This is a genomic window from Amycolatopsis dendrobii, assembly GCF_014145675.1.
Taxonomy (GTDB): Bacteria; Actinomycetota; Actinomycetes; order Mycobacteriales; family Pseudonocardiaceae; genus Amycolatopsis; species Amycolatopsis dendrobii.
On sequence record NZ_JACGZW010000009.1, the window covers coordinates 74,654 to 94,620 of the forward strand.

Genomic DNA, 19,967 nt, shown 5'->3' on the forward strand with positions numbered 1-19,967 from the left:
TGCCTGAGTTACTGGTCAGACCAGTGTACTGAGCAGGAGGCGGAATGAAAGCCCGGAGCACTGCCGCGGCACTGGCGCTGCTGCTCGTGACGTCCGGCTGCTCGGCAGGCTCCAGCGCGAGTGTTTCCCCAGGTCCGGACACGCTTTCCGTGGGATACACGGCGGAGCCGGCCAACTTCGACTTCACCCGTTCCGACGGCGTGGCCATCCCGCAGGCGCTGCTCTACAACGTCTACGAGGGCCTGGTGAAGCTCGATCCGCAGGGCCGGATCGTGCCGCTGCTCGCGAAGTCCTGGACGATCAGCCCGGACCGCAAGACCTACGACTTCCAGTTGCAACAGGGCGTCAAGTTCAGCAACGGAGCGCCGTTCACCGCCGCCGACGTCCAGTTCTCGCTGATGCGGGTGAAGACGGACTGGACGATCTCGCTCAAGTCGGCGATGGACGTCGTGGACCACGTCGAGGTCGTCGCGCCGGATCATGCCCGCGTCGTGCTGTCGAAACCCAGCAACGGCTGGTTGTTCAGCCTCACCAGCAGGCTCGGCGCGATGTTCAGCCCGACCGGCGTCGCGGATCTGGCGAATCATCCGGTCGGCACCGGACCGTACGAGGTGGCCTCGCGCCGTCGCGGCGATTCCATTGTCCTGCGGGAGAATCCGCGGTACTGGGGGCGGAAACCGGCGTATCGCACGGTCGTGCTCAAATACTTCGCCGATCCGACCGCGCTCAACAACGCCCTGCTGTCGAACGGAATCGACGTGATCTCCAACCTCACGTCGGCCGATTCGATTCCGCAGTTCCAAGGCGACGACCGGTTCACCGTGCAGCAGGGCACCACGAACAGCGAGGTCACGCTGGCTTTCAACGGCCGTCGCGCGCCGCTGAACGACGTGCGCGTCCGCCGCGCGCTCACCTACGCCATCGACCGGAAAGCCGTGCTTGACCTGGTCTTCAGCGGTCGCGGCACGCTCATCGGCAGCATGGTCCCGCCCACCGACCCGTGGTACGAGGACCTGTCGAAGGTCTATTCCTACGACCCGGCGAAGGCGAAACAGCTGCTCGCCGAGGCGGGCGTACACGATCTCAAGCTGCGGCTGCGGATTCCGAACCTGCCGTACGCGGTGTCGGCCGCGCAGGTGGTGCAATCGCAGCTGGCGGACGTCGGGGTCACCGCGACGATCGAACCGCTCGACTTCCCGGCGGTGTGGCTCAAGCAGGTCTTCACCGACCACGACTACGACCTCTCGATCATCCAGCACGTCGAAGCCCGCGACATCTCGACGTTCGGAAAACCCAAGTACTACTGGGGTTACGACAGCAAGCGCGTGCAGCAGCTGCTCGCCGCGGCGGACAGCGGCACCCCGCAGGAACAGGTGGCTGACATGAAGGAGGTCGCGCGGCAGCTGAACACCGACGCGGCCGCGGACTGGCTGTTCCTGTTCCCCAACGTCGTGGTCGCCAAGAAGAAGGTGACCGGGCTCGCGCGCAACCAGGTCAGCGAGTCCTTCGACCTGACTGGGGTGAGGCCGGCATGACCGCGCGCGTGCTGCGGCGGGTGGCCGTGTTCGCGGTGAGCCTGTTCGTGGCGTCCATTGTGGTGTTCCTGTTCATGGCGGTGCTGCCGGGCGATCCGGCGCAGGTAGCGCTGGGCGTGAACGCGACGCCCGAACTGCTCGGGAAGACCCGCGCCGAATTCGGCATCGACCGGCCGTTGGTCGAGCAGTACCTGAGCTGGATGGGCGGCGTCCTACACGGCGACTTCGGCCGGTCGTACGTCACGCGCGAGGCGATCAGCCCGCAGCTGCTTGACCGGCTCGGTGTCACGTTGTGGCTGGTCGGCGCGGGAATGATCGTCGCGCTCGTGATCGCGCTTCCGGCCGGCGCGTTCGCCGCGGTCCGGCACCGGAAGGCCAGCGGCGTCGCGGTTTCCGGGCTGTCGCAGGTCGGTGTCGCGATCCCGGCGTTCCTCGCGGGCATCATCCTGGTGCAGATTTTCGCCGTACAGCTGCGCTGGCTGCCGAGCGGCGGATGGACGCCACCCGACCAGGACACGGGCGAGTTCCTGCGCGGGCTGATCCTCCCGGCGTTGTCGCTCGGCCTCGTGCAGGGCGCGGTGCTTACGCGATACGTGCGCTCGGCGGTGCTCGACACGCTCGGCCAGGACTACCTGCGCACTGCCCGCTCAAAGGGGCTCTTGCCTGGTCAGGCGCTGTTCCGGCACGGGTTGCGCAACGCGTCCGTCCCGGTGGTCACCGTGCTCGGGCTGCAGTTGACGACGCTGCTGATCGGCGCGGTCGTGGTGGAGCGGGTGTTCGTGTTGCCCGGGCTCGGCAGCATGCTGCTGGACGCGGTCGCGCAGCGCGATTTGCTGACCGTGCAAGGAATCGTGCTGGTGCTGGTCGCTGGGGTGCTGCTGGTGAACTTCGTGGTCGACGTGCTCTATTCGGTGCTCGACCCGAGACTGCGGGGGTCCTGATGCGCCGCAACGGAAATCTTCTGCTCGGCGGGATACTGGTCGCGCTCGTCGTGCTGGCCGCGCTGGTGTCGTTCGTCTGGACGCCGTACGACCCGGTGCAGGTCAACGCGGCGGACCGGCTGCTGGGCTTTTCGGCCGAGCACCTGTTCGGCACGGACAAATTCGGCCGCGACGTCTTCAGCCAGATCCTCGTCGGCGCGCGGACGACGCTGTATGTCGGCGTGGTCGCGGTCGGCATCGCGGCGGTGATCGGCACGCCGCTGGGCGTGCTCGCGGCGATGGCCCCGCGCTGGCTCGGCGAGTTCGTGATGCGGGTGAACGACCTGGTGCTCGCGTTTCCCGCGCTGCTGCTGGCGATCATGTTCGGCGCGGTGTTCGGTGCGGACACGCTCACCGCGATGGTCGCCATCGGCATCGCGACCATCCCGTCGTTCGCCCGGATCGCGCGGTCGGGCTCGCTGCAGGTGATGGCCAGCGAATACGTGCTCGCGGCGCGGGCAGGCGGCCGGTCGCGGACCCGGATCGCCTGGTCGCACGTAATGCCGAACATCGGCGGGCTGCTGATCGTGCAGGCCTCGGTGTCGTTCGCGATCGCGGTGCTGGCGGAAGCGGCGTTGTCGTTCCTCGGCTTCGGCACGCGGCCGCCGACGCCGTCGTGGGGCCGGATGCTGCAGGAATCGCAGGAACTGCTCACCGCGCATCCGCGGCTGGCGCTCGTGCCCGGCGTCGCGATCGCGCTGGCGGTGCTCGGCTTCAACCTTCTCGGTGACGGTCTGCGCGACCGTCTCGACCCCCGATTGGCGGCGCGGGTATGACGCTGACGGTGGAAAACTTGCAGGTCGCGGACCTGGTGCGCGGTGTTTCGTTCGAACTCGGCGCCGGCGAGCGGGTCGGGCTGATCGGCGAATCCGGCTCCGGGAAATCGCTCACCGCGCTGTCGGTGCTGGGCCTGCTGCCGGAAGGACTGTCGGCCACCGGCTCGGTGCGGCTGGACGACCGGGAGTTGCTCGGAGCGTCGGAAAAGGAGCTGTCCCGGTTGCGCGGCAACGGGATGGCGATGGTGTTCCAGGAGCCGATGACGGCGCTGAACCCGGCGATGCGGATCGGGCGGCAGGTCACCGAGCCGTTCCGGGTGCACGGCCGTCGCGGGCGTCCGGCAGAGGAACTGCTGGCCGCGGTCGGACTGCCGGACGTCGCGCGGGCGTATCCGCATCAGCTGTCCGGCGGGCAGCGGCAGCGGGTGGTGCTGGCGATCGCGCTGGCCAACGACCCGGCGCTGCTGATCTGCGACGAACCGACCACCGCGCTGGACGTCACCGTGCAGGCGCAGATCCTCGGCCTGATCCGCGAGCGATTGTCGGGGATGAGTTCGCTGCTGTTCATCACGCACGATCTGGCGGTGGTGGCGCAGATGTGCGACCGGGTGCTGGTGATGCTCGACGGGTCTATTGTGGAGCATGGCTCGACGCGAGAAGTGCTGACCGCGCCGAAGCATTCTTATACGCAGCGATTGCTGGCGGCGTCCGATCTGGGGGGCGCGCGATGATCTCCGTACGAGACTTGGAACGGCGGTATTCGCGGCGGGACGTGCACGCGTTGCGCGGCGTGAGTTTCGACGTTTCTGCTGGTGAGCGGTTCGGGATCGTCGGCGAATCCGGGTCGGGGAAGTCCACGCTGGTGCGTTTGCTCGCCGCGTTGGACCGCCCGACCGCGGGAACGGTGTCGTTCCAGGGGAAGCGGATCGACTCGCTGCCGGAACGGAAACTGCGGTTCCTGCGAAGCGAAATGCAGATCGTTTTCCAGGACCCGATGGGTTCGCTCGACCCGCGGATGCGCGTGCGGGACATCGTGTCCGAACCGCTCGGCCGCCGGTCGCCGGAGCGCGTCGCGGAGCTGCTGACCGCCGTCGGATTGCCCGAGGACGCGGCGATGCGGTACCCGCACCAGTTCTCCGGCGGGCAACGGCAACGGATCTCGATCGCCCGCGCGCTCGCGCCGAACCCGAGCGTGCTGATCGCGGACGAACCGGTGAGCGCGCTCGACGTTTCGGTGCGCGCGCAGATCCTTGACCTGCTGGCCCGGCTGGTCGACGAGTTCTCGCTGACGTTGATTTTCGTCTCGCACGATCTCGGCGTGGTGCGGCACGTGTGCGACCGCGTCGCGGTGATGCGGAGCGGGGAGATCGTGGAAATCGGTGCGGTCGAACAGGTTTACGCCGAGCCGGAGCACGAGTACACCCGGGAACTGCTGGCCGCCGCGCCGAATCTGCGGACCGAGCTGGCCCGGTTGAAGGGAGAAACGGATGCCTGACTACCCGGACGGCCTGCCGATCGGTCCCGGCTGGGTGTCCACAGTGGATACCGCAGACGTCGTGTTCCCTTATGACGGCACCGTGATCGGCACCGCGCCGGTCGGTACTGCCGTGCTGGCTTCGCGTGCTGTGGATGAGGCGGTGGCAGTGGCTCGCGAAGTCGCTTCGCTGCCTTCGCGAACTCGCCGGGCGTTGCTGAACGACGTGGCTTCGGCTGTGCGCGAGCGTCGGGCGGAGTTCGAGCAGCTGCTCGTGTTGGAGACCGGAAAGCCGCTGGTCGACTGCCAGGTCGAAGTAGCGCGGACGATCGTCACCTGGGAGGCCGCGGCCGAGGAGGTGTCGCGGCTGCACGGCGAAACCGTGCCGCTCGACCTGCTGCCGTCCGGCGACGGGCTGGTCGGGTTCTGGAAGCGCAAGCCGATCGGCGTGGTCGTCGGCATCGCCGGGTTCAATTACCCGCTGCTGCTGGCGTCGCACAAAATCGCGCCCGCCATTGCCGCTGGTTGTCCGGTGGTGGTGAAACCTGCGCCGCAAACCCCACTGGCGACGTTGTGGCTGGTGCACCTGGTCCGCTCCTGCACCGACCTGCCCGCGATGGTCCAACTGGTCACCGGAGCCGCTTCGGTCGGATCGGCGCTGGTCACGGACCGGCGGATCGGTGCGGTGTCCTTCACCGGCTCGGCCGCCGTCGGGCACCAGATCGCCCGCGACGCCGCGCCGACGAAGACCCTGCTGGAGCTGGGCTCGAACGCCGCATTGGTGGTCGCCGAGGACGCCGACCTCGACGCAGCCGCGGACGCCGTGCTGCGCGGCGGGTTCTACGCGTCCGGACAGGCCTGTATTTCGGTACAACGGGTGCTGGCGGTTTCGTCGGTGGCCGCGGAGTTCACCGACAAGGTGCTTGCCCGGCTTGGCGAAGTGACCGTCGGCGACCCGCGTTCTTTGTCCACGAGAGTGTCCGCACTGATCGACGAACGCTCGACCGCCCGCGTCGCTGAGTGGGTCGACAAAGCGATCGCGGCGGGCGCACGGCTGCTGGCGGGCGGTTCGGTGCGCGACGGAGTGCTGGAGCCGACGGTTCTCGCGGATGTCCCGGACGGCGTCGAATGCTGGGACGAGGAGATCTTCGGCCCGGTCGTCTGCCTGCGCACAGTGTCCGATGTGGACGAAGCGTTCGCCGCGGTCAACTCGTCGCGGTACGGCCTGCACGCGAGTGTGTACAGCCGCTCGCTGAAGACCGCGTTCCGGGCGCTGGACGAGCTGGAAGTCGGCGGGGTAGTGGTGAACGAGGTGCCGGGTTTCCGGTCGGACACGATGCCGTACGGCGGGGTCAAGGACTCCGGGATCGGCCGCGAGGGGCCGCGATTCGCCGTCGAAGAGCTGACCGTGACCAGGATGGCGGTGTTGCGCCCGTGAACTACGCCGAACTGTTCCGCATGGACGGCCGCCGAGCCGTCGTACTCGGAGCGGGCAGCGGAATCGGCCGCGAAGCCGCCCGAGCCTTGGACGCGCACGGTGCGTCGGTGATCTGCGCGGACCGCGACCTTGCTGCGGCCCGGGAGACCGGCGTCGGCGAGGCGTACGAGATCGACCTGCTCGCCTCCCGGGCCATCGCGGCCGCTGCTACCGAACTGGGGCCACTGGACGCCGTCGTGCTGACCGCAGCTACGAACGTCCGGAAACGCCTGCTGGACTACACGCGCGAAGAGTTCGACCGCGTCGTGGAGCTGAACCTGGGCGTCGCCTTCGAGGTGCTCCGCGCGTTCGGCGCCCCGATGGTCGAGCAGGGCCGGGGGAGCATCATCGGCTTTTCCTCAATCCGCGGCACCACGGTCGAACCCGGCCAAGGCCCGTACGCGGCATCGAAGGGCGGCTTAGTGCAGCTCTTCCGCACAGCTGCCGCTGAGTTCGGACCGTCCGGCGTACGCGTCAACGCCATCGCCCCTGGCGTTGTCGAGACGCCCTTGACCGCGCAGATCAAAGCGCGCCCCGACTGGTACGACGCCTACGCCCAGAAGGGCGCCCTCGGCCGCTGGGCGCGCGCAGACGAACTGGCCGGCGCTGTCGTGTACCTCGCTTCGGACGCTTCGACCTTCGTCACCGGCTCCGTCCTGGCCGTCGACGGCGGCTGGACCGCAGTGGACGGCCGCTTTGACCCACCCGCTTCGTGAATCGGAGGTTCCGCGATGACCGAATTGGCCGACCTGACCGCTAACGAGCTGGTAGCCGGGTACCGCGCGCAGACGTTGTCGCCCGTCGAAGTCACCGAAGCCGTCCTCGCCCGCATCGATGCCCGCGAACCCGAACTGCGGGCCCTGTACGCGTACGACGCCGCTTCAGCACGCGAAGCAGCGAAGGCGTCCGAAGCACGCTGGCACGCCGGTGAACCGTCCGGCCCCATCGACGGTGTCCCTCTGACACTGAAAGAAAACATCGCCTCCGTCGGCGTCCCCACGCCGCTCGGCACCGCCGCTACCGCTTTAAAGCCCGCTACGGCCGACGCCCCCGCCGCGGCGCGCGTACGCGAATCAGGCGCAGTACTGCTGGCAAAGACGACCATGCCCGACTACGGCATGCTCACCTCAGGCCTCTCGAGCTTCCACCCCGCTTCGCGCAACCCATGGGACGTCACGCGCACGCCCGGCGGCTCCAGCGCCGGTGCCGCCTCCGCAGCCGCCGCGGGCTACGGCCCCCTGCATGTAGGCACCGACATCGGCGGCTCCATCCGCCTCCCCGCTGGCTGGTGCGGCCTGGTCGGCCTGAAACCCAGCTTCGGCCGCGTCCCAGTCGATCCGCCCTTCCTCGGCCGCGTCGCCGGCCCCCTGACCAGGACTGTCGCCGACACCGCCCTGCTGATGAGCGTCCTGGCTCAACCCGATTCGCGGGACCACCTGAGCCTGCCGCCCGCTTCCATCGACTGGCTTTCCCTGACTGGTTCCCTGTCCGGCCTACGCGTCGGCCTGCACCTCGACCCCGGCGTCGGCCTCCCGGTCACCCCGGCTGTCGCCGACGCGGTCACCGCTGCCGCCGATCTGTTCGCCTCCGCCGGGGCGATCGTGGAACCCGTCGCCCCGTTCCTGACCCGCGAACACCTGAACGGCCTGGACACCTTCTGGCGAGTCCGCGCCTGGTCGGACATGGCTGCGCTGACGGAAGGCCAGCGCGCACAAGTCCTGCCGTACATCGCGGAATGGGCAGCCGGGGGAGCGGAGGCGACCGGGGTGGACACTTACCGCGGTTTCGCCGCCATCGACGCGATCAGCGTGGCCGCATTGCGCGCGACGGAACCGTACGACGTGGTCCTGTCGCCGACCTGCCCCGTCCTGCCGCCGCCCGCCGACTGGCCATCCCCGACGAACGACCCGACGCGACCGTTCGAGCACATCGCTTTCACCGTGCCGTACAACATGTCCGGCCAGCCCGCGGTGTCGGTGAACTGCGGCTATACCCCGGAGGGGCTGCCGATCGGGTTGCAGATCGCGGGGCGTCGCTTCGCGGATCTGGAGGTGCTGCGGGTGGCGGCGGCTTACGAGGAACTGCGCGGGGAACAGCGTCCTTGGCCGGTCAGCTAGCCGCCCCGATCGCCTCCGCCAACGCCAGCACCCGCTGTGCGTTCTCCACATGCAGGTTCTCGATCATCCGCCCGTCCACAGTCACCACACCGCGTCCTGCGGCCGAAGCCTCCTCGAACGCCGCGATGATCCGCCGCGAACGGTCGATCTCTTCCGCTGAAGGAGCGAAAATCCGGTTACACGGCTCCACCTGCGAAGGATGGATCAACGTCTTCCCGTCGAACCCGTACTGCCGCCCCTGCAAGCATTCCGCCTCGAAGCCGTCCGCGTCCTTGACGTCGTTGTAGACCCCGTCCAGGATCACTTTCCCGGTCGCGCGCGCCGCCAGCAGACACAGCGAAAGCCCGCCCAGCAACGGTCCCCGGCCCGGCACGAATTCCGCGTGCAGTTCCTTCGCCAGGTCGTTCGTGCCCATCACCAGCACGGTCAACCGCTCCGACGCCCCCGCGATCTCCTCGGCGTGCAGCATCGCGATCGGCGTCTCCACCATCGCCCAGATCTTCGTGTGCTCCGGCGCTCCGCCGAGTTCCAGCGCGCGCTCGATGTTGTGCACCTCAGCCGCCGAGTTCACCTTCGGCACGACCACGGCGGCCGGACCAGCGGCAGCGGCGGCGCGCAGGTCGGCGTCGTGCCATTCGGTGTCCAGGCCGTTGACGCGGATCGTCACTTCCTTCGAACCATAAGAAGAAACAGCGGCGCAGACCCGTTCCCGCGCGGCTTCCTTCGCGTCGGGGGCGACGGCGTCTTCCAAATCCAGGATCAACGCGTCCGCGGGCAGGGACTTGGCCTTCTCCAGCGCGCGTTCGTTCGCGCCGGGCATGTACAGCACGGACCGCCGCGGGCGGAGTTCGGTCATGACTGGATCTCCTTCGTCGCGGCGTCGTACGCGGCGGCCAGTTCGGGGTCAGTGGCGGCCAGTTCGTCAGCCAGTTCCACGACCACCCGGCACTGTTTGACCGAGGCGTCGTCCTGCATTTTCCCGTCGATCATCACCGCGCCGGTTCCGTCGCCCATCTCGGCGATCACGCGACGGGCCCAGGCCACATCGGCGGGGGACGGCGAAAAAACCTTCTTCGCGATGTCGATCTGCACCGGGTGCAGGCTCCACGCGCCGACGCAGCCGAGCAGGAACGCGTTGCGGAACTGGTCCTCGCACGCCACCACGTCGCGGATGTCCCCGAACGGTCCGTAGTACGGCAGGATTCCGTTCATCGCGCACGCGTCGACCATCCGCGCGACCGTGTAGTGCCACAGATCCTGCTGGTACGTCGTCCGGCCCTCGTCGAGGTCCTCGCCGACCGGGTCGGTGCGCACCAGATATCCCGGGTGGCCGCCGCCGACGCGGGTCGTCTTCATCCGGCGGCTCGCGGCCAGGTCGGCCGGACCCAGCGAGATGCCCTGCATGCGCGGGGAGGCGCCGGCGATCTCCTCGACGTTCGCCACGCCGCTCGCCGTTTCCAGGATCGCGTGCACCAGCAGCGGTTCCGTCAGCCCGGCCCGCGCTTCCAGCTGCGCCAGCAACCGGTCGACGTAGTGAATGTCCTGTGCGCCTTCGACCTTCGGGATCATGATCACGTCGAGCTTGTCGCCGATCTCGGTGACCAGGGTGATCAGGTCGTCCAGCACCCACGGCGAATCGAGGCTGTTCACCCGCGTCCACAGCTGGGTGCGGCCGAAGTCCGTCGCCTTCGCGATCGACACCAGGCCAGCGCGCGCCGCTTCCTTGCGGTCCGCGCGGACCGCGTCCTCCAGGTTGCCGAGCAGCACGTCGGTTTTCTTCGCGAGGTCCGGGACCTTCGCGGCCATCTTTTCGTTGCCCGGATCGAAAAAGTGGATCATGCGCGACGGCCGCACCGGGATCTGCCGCGGCGGCTGCGGCGCTCCGACGGCGAGCGGGGCGAAGAAGTCCTTCGGCGAGCGCATCCTGGTCCTCCCGGCGGGTACTTGACCGACGGGTAACCCTAAACCGGAGATGCGAACCCTCGCTGCGGCGAAGCTCACCCGCCAACCGGGTGATGCCCGTGACCAGCGAAAGTCCACTGTGGAACCGCGTCGATTAGGCCGATCGGAGTAAGACGCTGCGCCGCTTGCCCTGCCTCGTGCGGGGCAGGGCCACACCCAGGGGAAGCGCTCCGTGCGCACCACTCACCCCTGTCTCACTCGGTTGGCCGCACGGTCGGGCTGAAGTCGAACGACCGCCTACCGACCGGTCACCGACCGCTGAGCGCCGCCGATCGCACGCGGCCGGGCAACCCGGAGACCTCGCGTCTTTGCCCTGGTACTCAGTTCATGTACCGGTTTTCGCCGGTGCACGGGAACAGGTGCTTGAAGGAGGCGGACTCGTGGCGGCTACCCCACAGAACACCGAGCGCTCGACGGTCGCCGGCGGTGCGAAGCGCAGCCGGACGACAGCGAGCCGGGTGCTGCCGCCGATCGAGCTCCCCGCGAGCGTCGACGAGCTGGCGCGCAAGGCCGCTGCCCTGCTGGGCTGGAACGGCGTGGTGCTGCCCGCGACGACCCTGCTCGGCCGCAAGGTCAGCATCGTCGCGAAGCTCAAGACCGACGTGCACGCGGAGCGGATCGCGATGGGTGTCGGTCCCGTCGCCGATCGCGCCCTCGTCGACACCTGGACCTGGCCAGAGCTGGCCGCGACCGCACCCGCGCCGGCCGCCGAGATCATCGGCGTCCTCGCGGTCGCCCGGCACTGGCGGACCGCGATGGCCTCCGCGGTGCCCTTTTCGCGCTACGGCGAGGCCGCGATGGTGCTCCCATCGCCTGCCGTGCTGACCGATGACTACGTGACGAACTGCCTGCCGCGCGCCCGCGCCTACGGTCTCGCGGTCGTCACCGCCGACCCGTACGCCACCACCGACCTCGACCTCGACACCCACCACGACCGGGTGCTGCTGCAGGAAGACCCGGTTTCGCGCTGGGTCAACGAGATGGCCTACGACCTGCTGCTGCGCCAGGACTCCGACGCTCCAGTTCCCGCCGAGGCGGACTGAAGCACCGGCGACGGTGTTCGCGCGGCGATAGAGTCGGGCTCATGCGAGTCGTCATTGCTGGCGGACACGGCCAGATCGCCCTGCACCTGGAAAAGCTGCTCGCGCAGCGGCACGACGCGCCGGTCGGCATCGTGCGCAACCCCGATCACGAAGCCGACCTCACGGCCGTCGGTGCCGAGACCGTCGTGCTCGACCTTGAGAAGTCCGATGTGGACGCTGTCGCCAAGGTGCTCGAGGGCGCGGACGCCGCGGTGTTCTCCGCCGGGGCGGGCCCGGGCAGCGGCGAGGGGCGCAAAGACACCGTCGACCGCGGCGCGGCCGTGCTGTTCGCCGACGCCGCCGAGCGGGCGGGCGTCCGCCGGTTCATCCAGGTCGGTTCGATCAACGCGGACAAGGCGGACGACCCCGGCTTCGAGCCGGTTTTCGCCGCTTACCTGCGGGCCAAGCGCGCCGCCGAGGAAGACCTCAAGGCCCGCGACCTCGACTGGACGATCTTGCGCCCCGGTCGGCTGACCAACGATTCCGGAACCGGCCAGGTGAAGATCGCGGACAAGGTCGGGAGCGGGGAGATCCCGCGCGAGGACGTCGCCGCGGTGCTGCTGGCCCTGCTCGACACTCCGGCCACGGCCCGGCGCACGCTGGAGCTGGTCTCCGGCGACGATTCCATCGCCGACGCGCTGTCCCGGATCTGATGCGCGACATCGCGGTTTTCAGCGGCAGCGCGCACCCCGAACTCGCCGAGGAAATCTGCGCCAACCTCGGCGTTCCGCTGCTCCCGGTGGAGATCGACCGATTCGCCAACGACTGTCTCCAGGTCCAGCTCCAGGCCAACTGCCGCGAGCGGGACGTCTTCCTGATCCAGCCGCTGGTCAAACCGGTGCAGGAGCACCTGGTCGAGCTGCTGCTGATGCTCGACGCGGCCCGCGGCGCCTCGGCCGCGCGCACCACTGTGGTGATGCCGCACTATTCGTACGCGCGTTCGGACAAAAAGGACGCGCCGCGGATCTCCATCGGCGGCAGGCTGGTCGCCGATCTGATGGTCACCGCGGGCGCGAACCGCGTGCTCACCATGACGCTGCACTCACCGCAGGTGCACGGATTCTTCAGCGTGCCGGTCGACCATCTGCACGCACTGCACGAGCTGGCGCGGTACTTCCGGCAGTACGACCTCTCGGAAACCACGGTCGTGTCGCCGGATTTGGGCAACGCCAAGGAAGCCGCGCATTTCGCCCGGCTGCTCGGGGCGAAGGTCGCGGCGGGCGCGAAACAGCGGTTCGCCGACGACCGGGTCGAGATCACATCGGTGATCGGCGAGATCGCCGGCCGCGACATCATCGTGCTGGACGACGAGATCGCGCGCGGCAGCACGGTGCTGGAACTGCTGGACCGGCTCCGGGAAATGGGCGCGCGGACGATCCGGGTGGCCTGCACGCACGGGCTGTTCGCCGACGGCGCGCTCAAGCGGATCGGCAGCCAGGAGGACGTGCTGGAGATCGTCTGCACGAACACCGTGCCGGTGCCCGCCGAGGAACGCACGGAGAAACTGCGGATCCTGTCCATCGCCCCGGCGCTGGCCGAGGCGATGCGGCGAATCCACAACGGAGAGTCGGTCAGCTCGCTGTTCGAGCCGAACTGATCAGACGCTGCCGAGGACCCGGTCGAGATAGGTGTTCGTGAACGTCCCGGCCGGGTCGCATTCCTTGCGGATCCGCAGGAAATCGTCGAAGTGCGGATAGCGGGTGCGCAGCACGGACGCGTCGAGGTCGTGCATCTTGCCCCAGTGCGGCCGCCCGCCGACCTGGCCCACGAGGTTCTCGAACGCGGAGAAGTACTCGCGGTAGGGCATGCCGAGGAACTGGTGGATCGCGATGTACGCGGAATCGCGGCCGTTCGCGGTGGACAGCCAGATGTCGTCTGCCGCGGCGACGCGCACCTCGACCGGGAACGCCACCGGGTCTTTCAGCCGCGGCACCACCCCGCGCAGCTCGGCCAGCACGTCGAGCACTGATTCGCGCGGGACCGCGTACTCCGACTCCACGAACCGCACGCCGCGATGGGTGACGAAAACGCGGTGCGAAAGGTCGCTGTACTCGCGCGGGGACGACACCTGTGACGCGAACGCGCCGAGCGGCCGCACCAGTTTCGGCACCGCACGGCCGAGCCGGCAGAGCCCGCCGAACGCGACGTTCTCGGTGAGCTCGTAGTCCACGAACTGTCGCAAGCGGGACAACGGTTTCCGCTCGGCGTGCAGCGGCAGGCGGTTGTTGCGCTTCACCAAGGCCTTGCTGCCGTAGGGAAACCAGTAGAACTCGAAGTGATCGTTGTTCGCCGCGTTGTCGTCGAAACCTTCGAGAACCTGTTCCAGCGGCTCCGGGCGTTCCTGCGCGGAGAGCACAAAGGACGGTTCACATTGGAGAGTCACGGTGCTGATGACGCCCAGTGCGCCAAGGCCGACGCGGGCGGCGTGGAACAACTCCGGACGCTCGTCGGCCGAGCAGCGGACCACTGAACCGTCAGCGAGCACCAGTTCCAGCGCGACGATCTGCGTCGAGATTCCCCCGAACCTCGCACCGGTGCCGTGCGTGCCGGTGGAAATCGCGCCGGCGATGGTCTGTGCGTCGATGTCGCCGAGGTTCGTCATGGCGAGCCCGAGCGCGTCCAGCGCCGCGTTGAGAGTGCGGAGAGTGGTGCCGGAACGGACCGTGACCTGCTGCGTTTCGAGGTCGGCACGTTCGATGCCGGTCCAGGCGGTGAGGTCGAGCGCGTCGGAATCGGCGGCGGCGATCGCGGTGAACGAGTGCCCGCTGCCGAGCGCGCGGACGCGGTGCCCCGCCTCGGCGACCCCGGCCACGACCTCGGCGATCTCGGCCGTGCTGCGCGGCCGGTGCACCCGTTGCGGGGTGGCCTTGGCCGTTCCGGCCCAGTTGCTCCACGTCATTGCGGCACCTGTTCTTCGCTGGAAGGTTCCCACGATAGATGCCGAAACCGTAAGTGAATAGTATTCGCGTTTCAAGCGTTGTTGTCGTACCGTAAGTGCGTGACCACCTCAGCGCACGGGTACGACCTCGCGACGAAGGACCTGGATCCGCCGCTCGCGATCGTCGACCTGGACGCCTTCGACGCCAACGCCGACGACCTGCTGCGCCGGGCCGCGGGCAAGCCGATCCGGGTGGTCAGCAAGTCCGTGCGCTGCCGTGCGCTGCTGGAGCGGGCGCTCGCGCGAGACGGTTTCGAAGGCCTGATGTGCTACTCGCTCGCCGAGGCCGTTTGGCACGCTGAGCTGGGCACTTCCGACGACATCGTGGTCGCGTACCCGACCGCGGACCACGAAGCGCTCCGCCGGCTGGCGGCGAGCGAACGCGCTCGCGCGGCGGTCACGATCATGGTCGATTCGACCGAGCACCTCGATCTCGTCGACGCCGCGCTCGGCCATGGCCACCCGGACATCCGCGTGTGCCTCGAACTCGACGCGTCCTGGCGTCCGCTGCCCGGGGTACACGTCGGCACCCGACGTTCGCCGGTGTTCAAACCGGCGCAAGCCGTCGCGATCGCCCGCCGGATAGTTACGCGGCCGGGTTTCCAGTTGGTCGGGATGATGGCGTACGAAGGCCAGATCGCCGGACTCGGCGACGCCGCCGGAAAAGGCCTGCAAAACCGCGTGATCGGCTGGATGCAACACCGTTCCGCGGCCGAACTCGCCCGTCGCCGAGGTGCGGCGGTGCGGGCCGTGCGCGAGGTCGCCGACCTGGAGTTCGTCAACGGCGGCGGCACCGGAAGCATCGAGACCACCGGCGCGGAGGACGTGGTCACCGAGATCGCGGCCGGGTCCGGATTCCTCGCCCCGACGCTGTTCGACGGCTATTCGCACTTCCAGCCGCGGCCCGCCGCGTTGTTCGCGCTGCCGGTGGTGCGCCGTCCGGCGAAGAATGTCGCGACGCTGTACTCCGGCGGCTACATCGCCTCCGGACCGACCGGTCCGTCGCGCGAACCGTCGCCGTATCTGCCGGAAGGCTTGCGCCTGCTGGGTTTCGAAGGTGCCGGCGAAGTGCAGACCCCAGTGACCGGCGAGGCCGCGCGCACGCTGCGGCTCGGCGACCGGGTCTGGCTGCGGCACGCGAAAGCCGGGGAATTGGCCGAACGATTCCTGGCCTACCACCTCGTCCGCGGCAGCCAGGTGGAACGAACCGTCCCGACTTACCGCGGCGAGGGGCAGAACTTCGGCTGAGCGCGGGCCCCGAGCGCCCCAATGTGGCATTGGGTGCATGCGACGCACCGAACGCCACTTTGGGTGCGTGGGGCGCACCCAACGCCACATTGGGGAAGCGGTCAGTCGCCGAATTTGCTTGCCAGGTAACCCTTCACCACGTGCTTGGCCTCGGCGACGATCCGCTCGTCCCCGTTCGGGTCGCGGCGGAAGGCGAGTTTCAGCAGCGCGTCCGCCGTCTCGTTGGCGATCGCGATGGCGAACCGGAGTTCGTCGGCGGGCCGGTCGACGTGCCCGCGCAGGATTTCGACCAGCGAGTCCGCGATGACCGAGTTGTTGTCGCGGTCGTCAGCCAGCAGCCGGACGTCGATCACGTCTCCGAAGTGGACCTTCGAGAACCCCGGCACCTCGCGGTGCATCTGCAGGTAGATGTCGAGCACCGAGTCGACGATGTTCCACCAGTGCTCGGGGCTCAGCTGCTGCAGCCGTTCGTTCACCGCGGCCACGAACCGTTCCAGGTTCCGCTGCGTCAGCGCCTGCACGACCGCGCGTTTGTCCGGGAAGAACTGGTACAGCGACCCCACCGCGACGCCCGCGCGTTTGGCGATCAGCGTGGTGGTGAGCGCGTCGTAGCCCACCTCGTCAATGAGCACGGCGCTCGCGTCCAGCATCTGTTCCACCCGCCGGGCGCTGCGTTGCTGAACCGGCTTTCGCCGCAGCGGTGTGGGTTCAGCCTGGGTCTCGGCCACGTCGTTCCTCGGAGTCTCTCGCGATTCACTCATCTGATCTGGGACTTTAGCGCCCCGCGGGGCTTCCCCCGAGACGAGTGACGACCTAACATATGAGAACTTTTCACGTTCACCCGCGAGGGTGTCCGAAGGCAAGGGGTGCTCAGCGTGGACCATCCGACCTTCCCGCCCGACTTCCTGTGGGGTGTCTCGACCTCGGCGTTCCAGATCGAGGGGGCGACGGCCGAAGGCGGTCGCGGACCGTCCATCTGGGACACGTTCACCGCCGCCGAAGGCAAGATCGCCCGGGGCGAGGACGCCAAGGTAGCGGCCGACCACTACCACCGCTACTCCGAGGACATCGCCCTGATGGCGGAACTCGGCGTCGGCGCCTACCGGATGTCGATCGCGTGGCCGCGCATCCAGCCCGATGGCACCGGCAAGCCCAACGCGGAGGGACTTGCCTTCTACGACAAGCTGATCGACGAGGTCTGCGCGGCCGGAATCGCCCCGGCGATCACGCTGTACCACTGGGACACGCCGCAGGCGATCGAGGACGCGGGCGGCTGGCGGTCCCGCGACACCGCCTTCCGCTTCGCCGAATACGCCACGATCGTGGGGGAGCATTTCGCCGATCGGGCGAAACTCTGGATCCCGCTCAACGAGCCGATGGTCATGTCGATCTACGGATACGGCATCGGCGAGTACGCGCCCGGCCAGTTCCTGCTGCTCGACGCGCTCCCCACCGCGCATCACCAAAACCTCGCGCACGGACTGGCCGTGCAGGCGCTGCGTGCGGCCGGCGCGACCGGAATCGGCACCGCGAACAACCACTCGCCGATCTGGCCGGACCACGACACGCCCGCCGACCGCGAAGCCGCCGACTGGCTCGACGCGCTGATCAACCGCACCTTCGCCGACCCGATGCTGCTCGGCAGCTACCCCGAGCAGGTCCACCCGCATCTGCCGGAGAACTTCGCCGACGACCTGCCCACGATCGCCCAGCCGCTCGATTTCTACGGCGTCAACTACTACGAACCCCAAGGCGTGACCGCACCCGGGCAGGGCAACCCGCTGCCGTTCGAACTGCGCCCGATCGAGGGTTATCCGATGACCACCAACGATTCGCCGATCGTCCCGCAGGCGTTGCGCGATCTGCTGGTGTCCTTCCACGAGCGCTACCGCGAACACCTGCCGCCGGTCCAGATCACCGAGAACGGCTGCAGTTTCGCCGACGAACCCGCCGCCGACGGCAGCGTTCCCGATCCCGAACGCATCGAATTCCTCGCCAGCCACCTGCAAGCGCTGCGCGAAGCGATGGATGCCGGCGTCGACGTGCGCGGATACTTCGTCTGGTCGCTGCTGGACAACTTCGAATGGTCCAAGGGCTACGCGCCGCGGTTCGGGCTCGTGCACGTGGATTACGAGACGCAACGCCGCACGCCCAAGGATTCCTTCGCCTGGTACCGGAAGCTGGTCCGCCATGAGTGACACCGCCGCCGCTGTCCCGGACGTTTTCGCCGAGCCGGTCAAGCGCGTCCGCGCCGGGTGGATGACGCTGCTGTTCCTCGCGAACATCGCGCTGTGGCTGGGCATTTACGCGCCGATCCAGGTCTTGCTGCCCCAGCAGGCCGAACTGCTCGACGCCGCGCACAAGGAAACCGTCTTCGGCATCGTGACCGGCATCGGCGCGGCCGTCGCGCTCGTCGCGAACCCGGCGATCGGCCTGCTCTCGGACCGCACCTGCTCGCGGTTCGGCAGGCGGCATCCGTGGACGATCGCGGGCGGCGCGATCGGCGCGGCCGGCCTGCTGGTGCTGGCCGAGGCCCCGAACGTCGTCGTGATGACGATCGGCTGGTGTCTCGTGCAGGCCGGGCTCAACGGCATGCTCGCGACGCTGATGTCCGGCATCGCCGACCGGGTTCCGGTCGGGCAGCGCGCGCAGGTCGGCGGGCTGGTCGGCATCGCGCAGATGCTCGGCACCGTGCTCGGCGCGGTGGTGGTCGTGGTGATGCTCGACCTCGCCGGGCTGCCGCTCGGCTACGCGGCCTGCGCCGCGATCGTGCTCGCCGGTGCGGCGGCGTTCGTGCTGCGCACGCCGGACGCGCGGCTGCCGCTGGAGCTCCGGCCGAGCGGGCAGATCCGAGAGATCCTCGCCGACCTGTGGGTCTCGCCGCGGCGGCATCCGGATTTCGCGTGGGCGTGGGCCTGTCACTTCATGATCAACCTCGGCAATGCCTTCGGCACGCTCTACCTGCTGTTCTTCCTCAAGGACGCGGTGCACTACCCGGATCCGGACAGCGGACTGCTGATCATGATGGGCCTGTACGGCGTGGCCTTGGTGATCGGCGCGGTGCTGGCCGGGCACTTCTCGGACAAGTCCGGCAACCGCAAGCCGTACGTCCTCGGCTCGGCGGCGATCATGGCGCTGGCCGCGTTGCTGCTGGTGATCTGGCAGAGCTGGCCGGTGGCGCTCGTGGCGTCGCCGCTGCTGGGAGTCGGGTTCGGGACGTACATGGCGGTGGCGCTGGCGATGCTGACGCAGGTGCTGCCCGCGGCGCAGAACCGGGCCAAGGACCTCGGCGTGGTCAACATCGCGAACTCCCTGCCGCAGGTGGTCGCGCCGCTGCTCACGACGTTGATCCTGCAGTGGCTGGGCGGGTATCCGGGACTGTTCGCGGCGTCCGCGGTGGCGACGTTGCTGGCCGGGGTTTTGGTGACTCGGGTGCGATCGGTGGGTTAGCGCTTGCGTTTGAGCGCGCTCACAGGCTTAGCGTCTTCGGCATGGAGAAGGAAGACGCGCTGACCGAGGCGCTGCGCCTGGCGGTCGACCCGCCGGGCACGGTGTCGGTCGAAGCGCTGCGGGAACTGGCCCGGGACGATGACGCGAACGAGTGGGACATCGCCACCACCGCGCAACACCTCGGGCTGAACCCGCACACGCTGCGGTACTACGAGCGGATCGGGCTGGTCCAGGTCGCCCGGGACAGCGCCGGGCATCGCGTTTACGACGCCGCGTCGGTGCGCCGGCTGGTGTTCCTGACGCGGATGCGCGTGTCGGGCATGTCGATCAGCGACCTGCGCCGCTACATCGAGCTGGTCGATTCCGGCGCGGAAACCGTGCCCGAACGACGCGAAATGCTCCTGGAACACCGCGACACGCTGCGCGCGCAGATCGCTCAGCTGCAGCTTTCCCTCGCCGCCACCGAATACAAGATCGCCACTTACCAGGAAGGCCCCCTGCCGTGATCCAGCACGACGTCGACAGCCCGGAAAACCTCGCCCGCCGCAAGCACGGGCTCGACGTGCTGTCCCGCATCGACGGCCACCAGGGCGAAGCCGTCATCGACTCCCTCGCCGACATCAACCCCGCCCTCGGACACCACGTGGCCGCGTTCGCCTTCGGCGACATGTACGACCGGCCCGGCCTCGACCCGCGCAGCCGCCAGCTCGTCACCCTCGGCGTGCTGACCGCGCTCGGCGGCTGCGAACCGCAGCTCAAGGTGCACATCGGCGCGGCGCTGAACGTCGGGCTCAGCCGCGAGGAAATCACCGAGGCGCTCATGCACTCGGCGGTTTACGCGGGGTTCCCGCGAGCGTTGAACGCCACCTTCGCCGCGCGCGAGGTGTTCGCCGCGCGCGACGCGGAGGAAACCGCCTGACGCCCGCGG

20 protein-coding genes are annotated in these 19,967 nt (G+C 68.7%); 16 read left to right on the forward strand and 4 right to left on the reverse strand.

Features of this window, described 5'->3' with window-relative positions; genetic code table 11:
* The first annotated feature begins 44 nt into the window (after positions 1 to 44).
* From H4281_RS26025 to H4281_RS26060, 8 genes are read left to right on the forward strand one after another with little or no spacing between them, the layout of a single operon-like run.
* Positions 45 to 1,535, forward strand: coding sequence for an ABC transporter substrate-binding protein (locus H4281_RS26025; RefSeq protein WP_182893552.1), 1,491 nt, complete (start codon positions 45 to 47; stop codon positions 1,533 to 1,535).
* Positions 1,532 to 2,476 carry an ABC transporter permease gene (locus H4281_RS26030; RefSeq protein ID WP_182893553.1) on the forward strand — a complete coding sequence of 315 codons (945 nt, stop codon included), beginning with the start codon at positions 1,532 to 1,534 and terminating at the stop codon, positions 2,474 to 2,476. The genes H4281_RS26025 and H4281_RS26030 overlap by 4 nt, the downstream gene beginning before the upstream one ends.
* Positions 2,476 to 3,291, forward strand: coding sequence for an ABC transporter permease (locus H4281_RS26035; RefSeq protein ID WP_182893554.1), 816 nt, complete (start codon positions 2,476 to 2,478; stop codon positions 3,289 to 3,291). The genes H4281_RS26030 and H4281_RS26035 overlap by 1 nt, the downstream gene beginning before the upstream one ends.
* Entirely contained in the window at positions 3,288 to 4,022 is a 735-nt protein-coding gene (locus tag H4281_RS26040) for an ATP-binding cassette domain-containing protein (protein WP_182893555.1), read from the forward strand. Before H4281_RS26035 ends, H4281_RS26040 begins: the two co-directional genes overlap by 4 nt.
* Positions 4,019 to 4,786 carry an ATP-binding cassette domain-containing protein gene (locus H4281_RS26045; RefSeq protein WP_182893556.1) on the forward strand — a complete coding sequence of 256 codons (768 nt, stop codon included), beginning with the start codon at positions 4,019 to 4,021 and terminating at the stop codon, positions 4,784 to 4,786. The genes H4281_RS26040 and H4281_RS26045 overlap by 4 nt, the downstream gene beginning before the upstream one ends.
* Positions 4,779 to 6,203, forward strand: coding sequence for an aldehyde dehydrogenase family protein (locus tag H4281_RS26050; RefSeq protein WP_182893557.1), 1,425 nt, complete (start codon positions 4,779 to 4,781; stop codon positions 6,201 to 6,203). Before H4281_RS26045 ends, H4281_RS26050 begins: the two co-directional genes overlap by 8 nt.
* Positions 6,200 to 6,958, forward strand: a complete 759-nt coding sequence (locus H4281_RS26055; RefSeq protein ID WP_182893558.1) for an SDR family NAD(P)-dependent oxidoreductase — start codon at positions 6,200 to 6,202, stop codon at positions 6,956 to 6,958. The genes H4281_RS26050 and H4281_RS26055 overlap by 4 nt, the downstream gene beginning before the upstream one ends.
* A gap of 15 nt (positions 6,959 to 6,973) precedes the next feature.
* A complete protein-coding gene (locus tag H4281_RS26060; RefSeq protein WP_182893559.1) occupies positions 6,974 to 8,359 on the forward strand; it encodes an amidase in 1,386 nt (461 codons plus the stop codon).
* Here the strand turns inward: H4281_RS26060 and H4281_RS26065 are convergent.
* A complete protein-coding gene (locus H4281_RS26065) occupies positions 8,352 to 9,215 on the reverse strand; it encodes an HpcH/HpaI aldolase/citrate lyase family protein (RefSeq protein ID WP_182893560.1) in 864 nt (287 codons plus the stop codon). The two genes, H4281_RS26060 and H4281_RS26065, sit on opposite strands and share 8 nt — an antisense overlap.
* Positions 9,212 to 10,282 carry an HpcH/HpaI aldolase/citrate lyase family protein gene (locus H4281_RS26070; protein WP_182893561.1) on the reverse strand — a complete coding sequence of 357 codons (1,071 nt, stop codon included), beginning with the start codon at positions 10,280 to 10,282 and terminating at the stop codon, positions 9,212 to 9,214. The genes H4281_RS26065 and H4281_RS26070 overlap by 4 nt, the downstream gene beginning before the upstream one ends.
* A gap of 419 nt (positions 10,283 to 10,701) precedes the next feature.
* Between H4281_RS26070 and H4281_RS26075 the strand changes: the two genes are divergently transcribed.
* Genes H4281_RS26075 through H4281_RS26085 form a run of 3 tightly spaced genes read left to right on the forward strand, consistent with a single transcriptional unit; the run spans position 10,702 to position 13,000 of the window.
* Positions 10,702 to 11,364 carry a hypothetical protein gene (locus H4281_RS26075; RefSeq protein ID WP_182893562.1) on the forward strand — a complete coding sequence of 221 codons (663 nt, stop codon included), beginning with the start codon at positions 10,702 to 10,704 and terminating at the stop codon, positions 11,362 to 11,364.
* 41 nt (positions 11,365 to 11,405) lie between these two features.
* On the forward strand, positions 11,406 to 12,056 hold the full coding sequence (locus tag H4281_RS26080) for an SDR family oxidoreductase (protein ID WP_182893563.1): 651 nt from the start codon (positions 11,406 to 11,408) through the stop codon (positions 12,054 to 12,056).
* A complete protein-coding gene (locus H4281_RS26085) occupies positions 12,056 to 13,000 on the forward strand; it encodes a ribose-phosphate diphosphokinase (protein ID WP_182893564.1) in 945 nt (314 codons plus the stop codon). Before H4281_RS26080 ends, H4281_RS26085 begins: the two co-directional genes overlap by 1 nt.
* Here H4281_RS26085 and H4281_RS26090 read toward each other — a convergent pair whose 3' ends face one another.
* Positions 13,001 to 14,302, reverse strand: a complete 1,302-nt coding sequence (locus tag H4281_RS26090) for a D-arabinono-1,4-lactone oxidase (protein WP_182893565.1) — start codon at positions 14,300 to 14,302, stop codon at positions 13,001 to 13,003. It abuts the gene before it with no gap.
* Positions 14,303 to 14,401: 99 nt separating this feature from the next.
* Between H4281_RS26090 and H4281_RS26095 the strand changes: the two genes are divergently transcribed.
* Positions 14,402 to 15,589 (forward strand): amino acid deaminase/aldolase, encoded by a 1,188-nt coding sequence (locus H4281_RS26095; protein WP_182893566.1) that lies wholly within the window; start codon positions 14,402 to 14,404, stop codon positions 15,587 to 15,589.
* A 101-nt stretch (positions 15,590 to 15,690) separates the two neighbouring features.
* Here H4281_RS26095 and H4281_RS26100 read toward each other — a convergent pair whose 3' ends face one another.
* Entirely contained in the window at positions 15,691 to 16,350 is a 660-nt protein-coding gene (locus H4281_RS26100; protein ID WP_182893567.1) for a TetR/AcrR family transcriptional regulator, read from the reverse strand.
* 114 nt (positions 16,351 to 16,464) lie between these two features.
* On the opposite strand from H4281_RS26100, the gene H4281_RS26105 reads away from it, so the two are divergent.
* From H4281_RS26105 to H4281_RS26120, 4 genes are read left to right on the forward strand one after another with little or no spacing between them, the layout of a single operon-like run.
* Entirely contained in the window at positions 16,465 to 17,787 is a 1,323-nt protein-coding gene (locus tag H4281_RS26105) for a GH1 family beta-glucosidase (protein WP_182893568.1), read from the forward strand.
* On the forward strand, positions 17,780 to 19,039 hold the full coding sequence (locus H4281_RS26110; protein ID WP_182893569.1) for an MFS transporter: 1,260 nt from the start codon (positions 17,780 to 17,782) through the stop codon (positions 19,037 to 19,039). Before H4281_RS26105 ends, H4281_RS26110 begins: the two co-directional genes overlap by 8 nt.
* Before the next feature lie 41 nt (positions 19,040 to 19,080).
* On the forward strand, positions 19,081 to 19,545 hold the full coding sequence (locus tag H4281_RS26115) for a MerR family transcriptional regulator (protein WP_182893570.1): 465 nt from the start codon (positions 19,081 to 19,083) through the stop codon (positions 19,543 to 19,545).
* Entirely contained in the window at positions 19,542 to 19,958 is a 417-nt protein-coding gene (locus H4281_RS26120) for a carboxymuconolactone decarboxylase family protein (RefSeq protein ID WP_182893571.1), read from the forward strand. Before H4281_RS26115 ends, H4281_RS26120 begins: the two co-directional genes overlap by 4 nt.
* Positions 19,959 to 19,967 lie beyond the last annotated feature (9 nt).

Bases quoted from the DNA above. Each gene is read 5' to 3' on its own strand.
- H4281_RS26025 (WP_182893552.1), top strand. From the start codon at position 45: ATGAAAGCCCGGAGCACTGCCGCGGCACTGGCGCTGCTGCTCGTGACG.
- H4281_RS26030 (WP_182893553.1), top strand. From the start codon at position 1,532: ATGACCGCGCGCGTGCTGCGGCGGGTGGCCGTGTTCGCGGTGAGCCTG.
- H4281_RS26035 (WP_182893554.1), top strand. From the start codon at position 2,476: ATGCGCCGCAACGGAAATCTTCTGCTCGGCGGGATACTGGTCGCGCTC.
- H4281_RS26040 (WP_182893555.1), top strand. From the start codon at position 3,288: ATGACGCTGACGGTGGAAAACTTGCAGGTCGCGGACCTGGTGCGCGGT.
- H4281_RS26045 (WP_182893556.1), top strand. From the start codon at position 4,019: ATGATCTCCGTACGAGACTTGGAACGGCGGTATTCGCGGCGGGACGTG.
- H4281_RS26050 (WP_182893557.1), top strand. From the start codon at position 4,779: ATGCCTGACTACCCGGACGGCCTGCCGATCGGTCCCGGCTGGGTGTCC.
- H4281_RS26060 (WP_182893559.1), top strand. From the start codon at position 6,974: ATGACCGAATTGGCCGACCTGACCGCTAACGAGCTGGTAGCCGGGTAC.
- H4281_RS26065 (WP_182893560.1), bottom strand. From the start codon at position 9,215: ATGACCGAACTCCGCCCGCGGCGGTCCGTGCTGTACATGCCCGGCGCG.
- H4281_RS26070 (WP_182893561.1), bottom strand. From the start codon at position 10,282: ATGCGCTCGCCGAAGGACTTCTTCGCCCCGCTCGCCGTCGGAGCGCCG.
- H4281_RS26080 (WP_182893563.1), top strand. From the start codon at position 11,406: ATGCGAGTCGTCATTGCTGGCGGACACGGCCAGATCGCCCTGCACCTG.
- H4281_RS26085 (WP_182893564.1), top strand. From the start codon at position 12,056: ATGCGCGACATCGCGGTTTTCAGCGGCAGCGCGCACCCCGAACTCGCC.
- H4281_RS26090 (WP_182893565.1), bottom strand. From the start codon at position 14,302: ATGACGTGGAGCAACTGGGCCGGAACGGCCAAGGCCACCCCGCAACGG.
- H4281_RS26100 (WP_182893567.1), bottom strand. From the start codon at position 16,350: ATGAGTGAATCGCGAGAGACTCCGAGGAACGACGTGGCCGAGACCCAG.
- H4281_RS26110 (WP_182893569.1), top strand. From the start codon at position 17,780: ATGAGTGACACCGCCGCCGCTGTCCCGGACGTTTTCGCCGAGCCGGTC.
- H4281_RS26115 (WP_182893570.1), top strand. From the start codon at position 19,081: ATGGAGAAGGAAGACGCGCTGACCGAGGCGCTGCGCCTGGCGGTCGAC.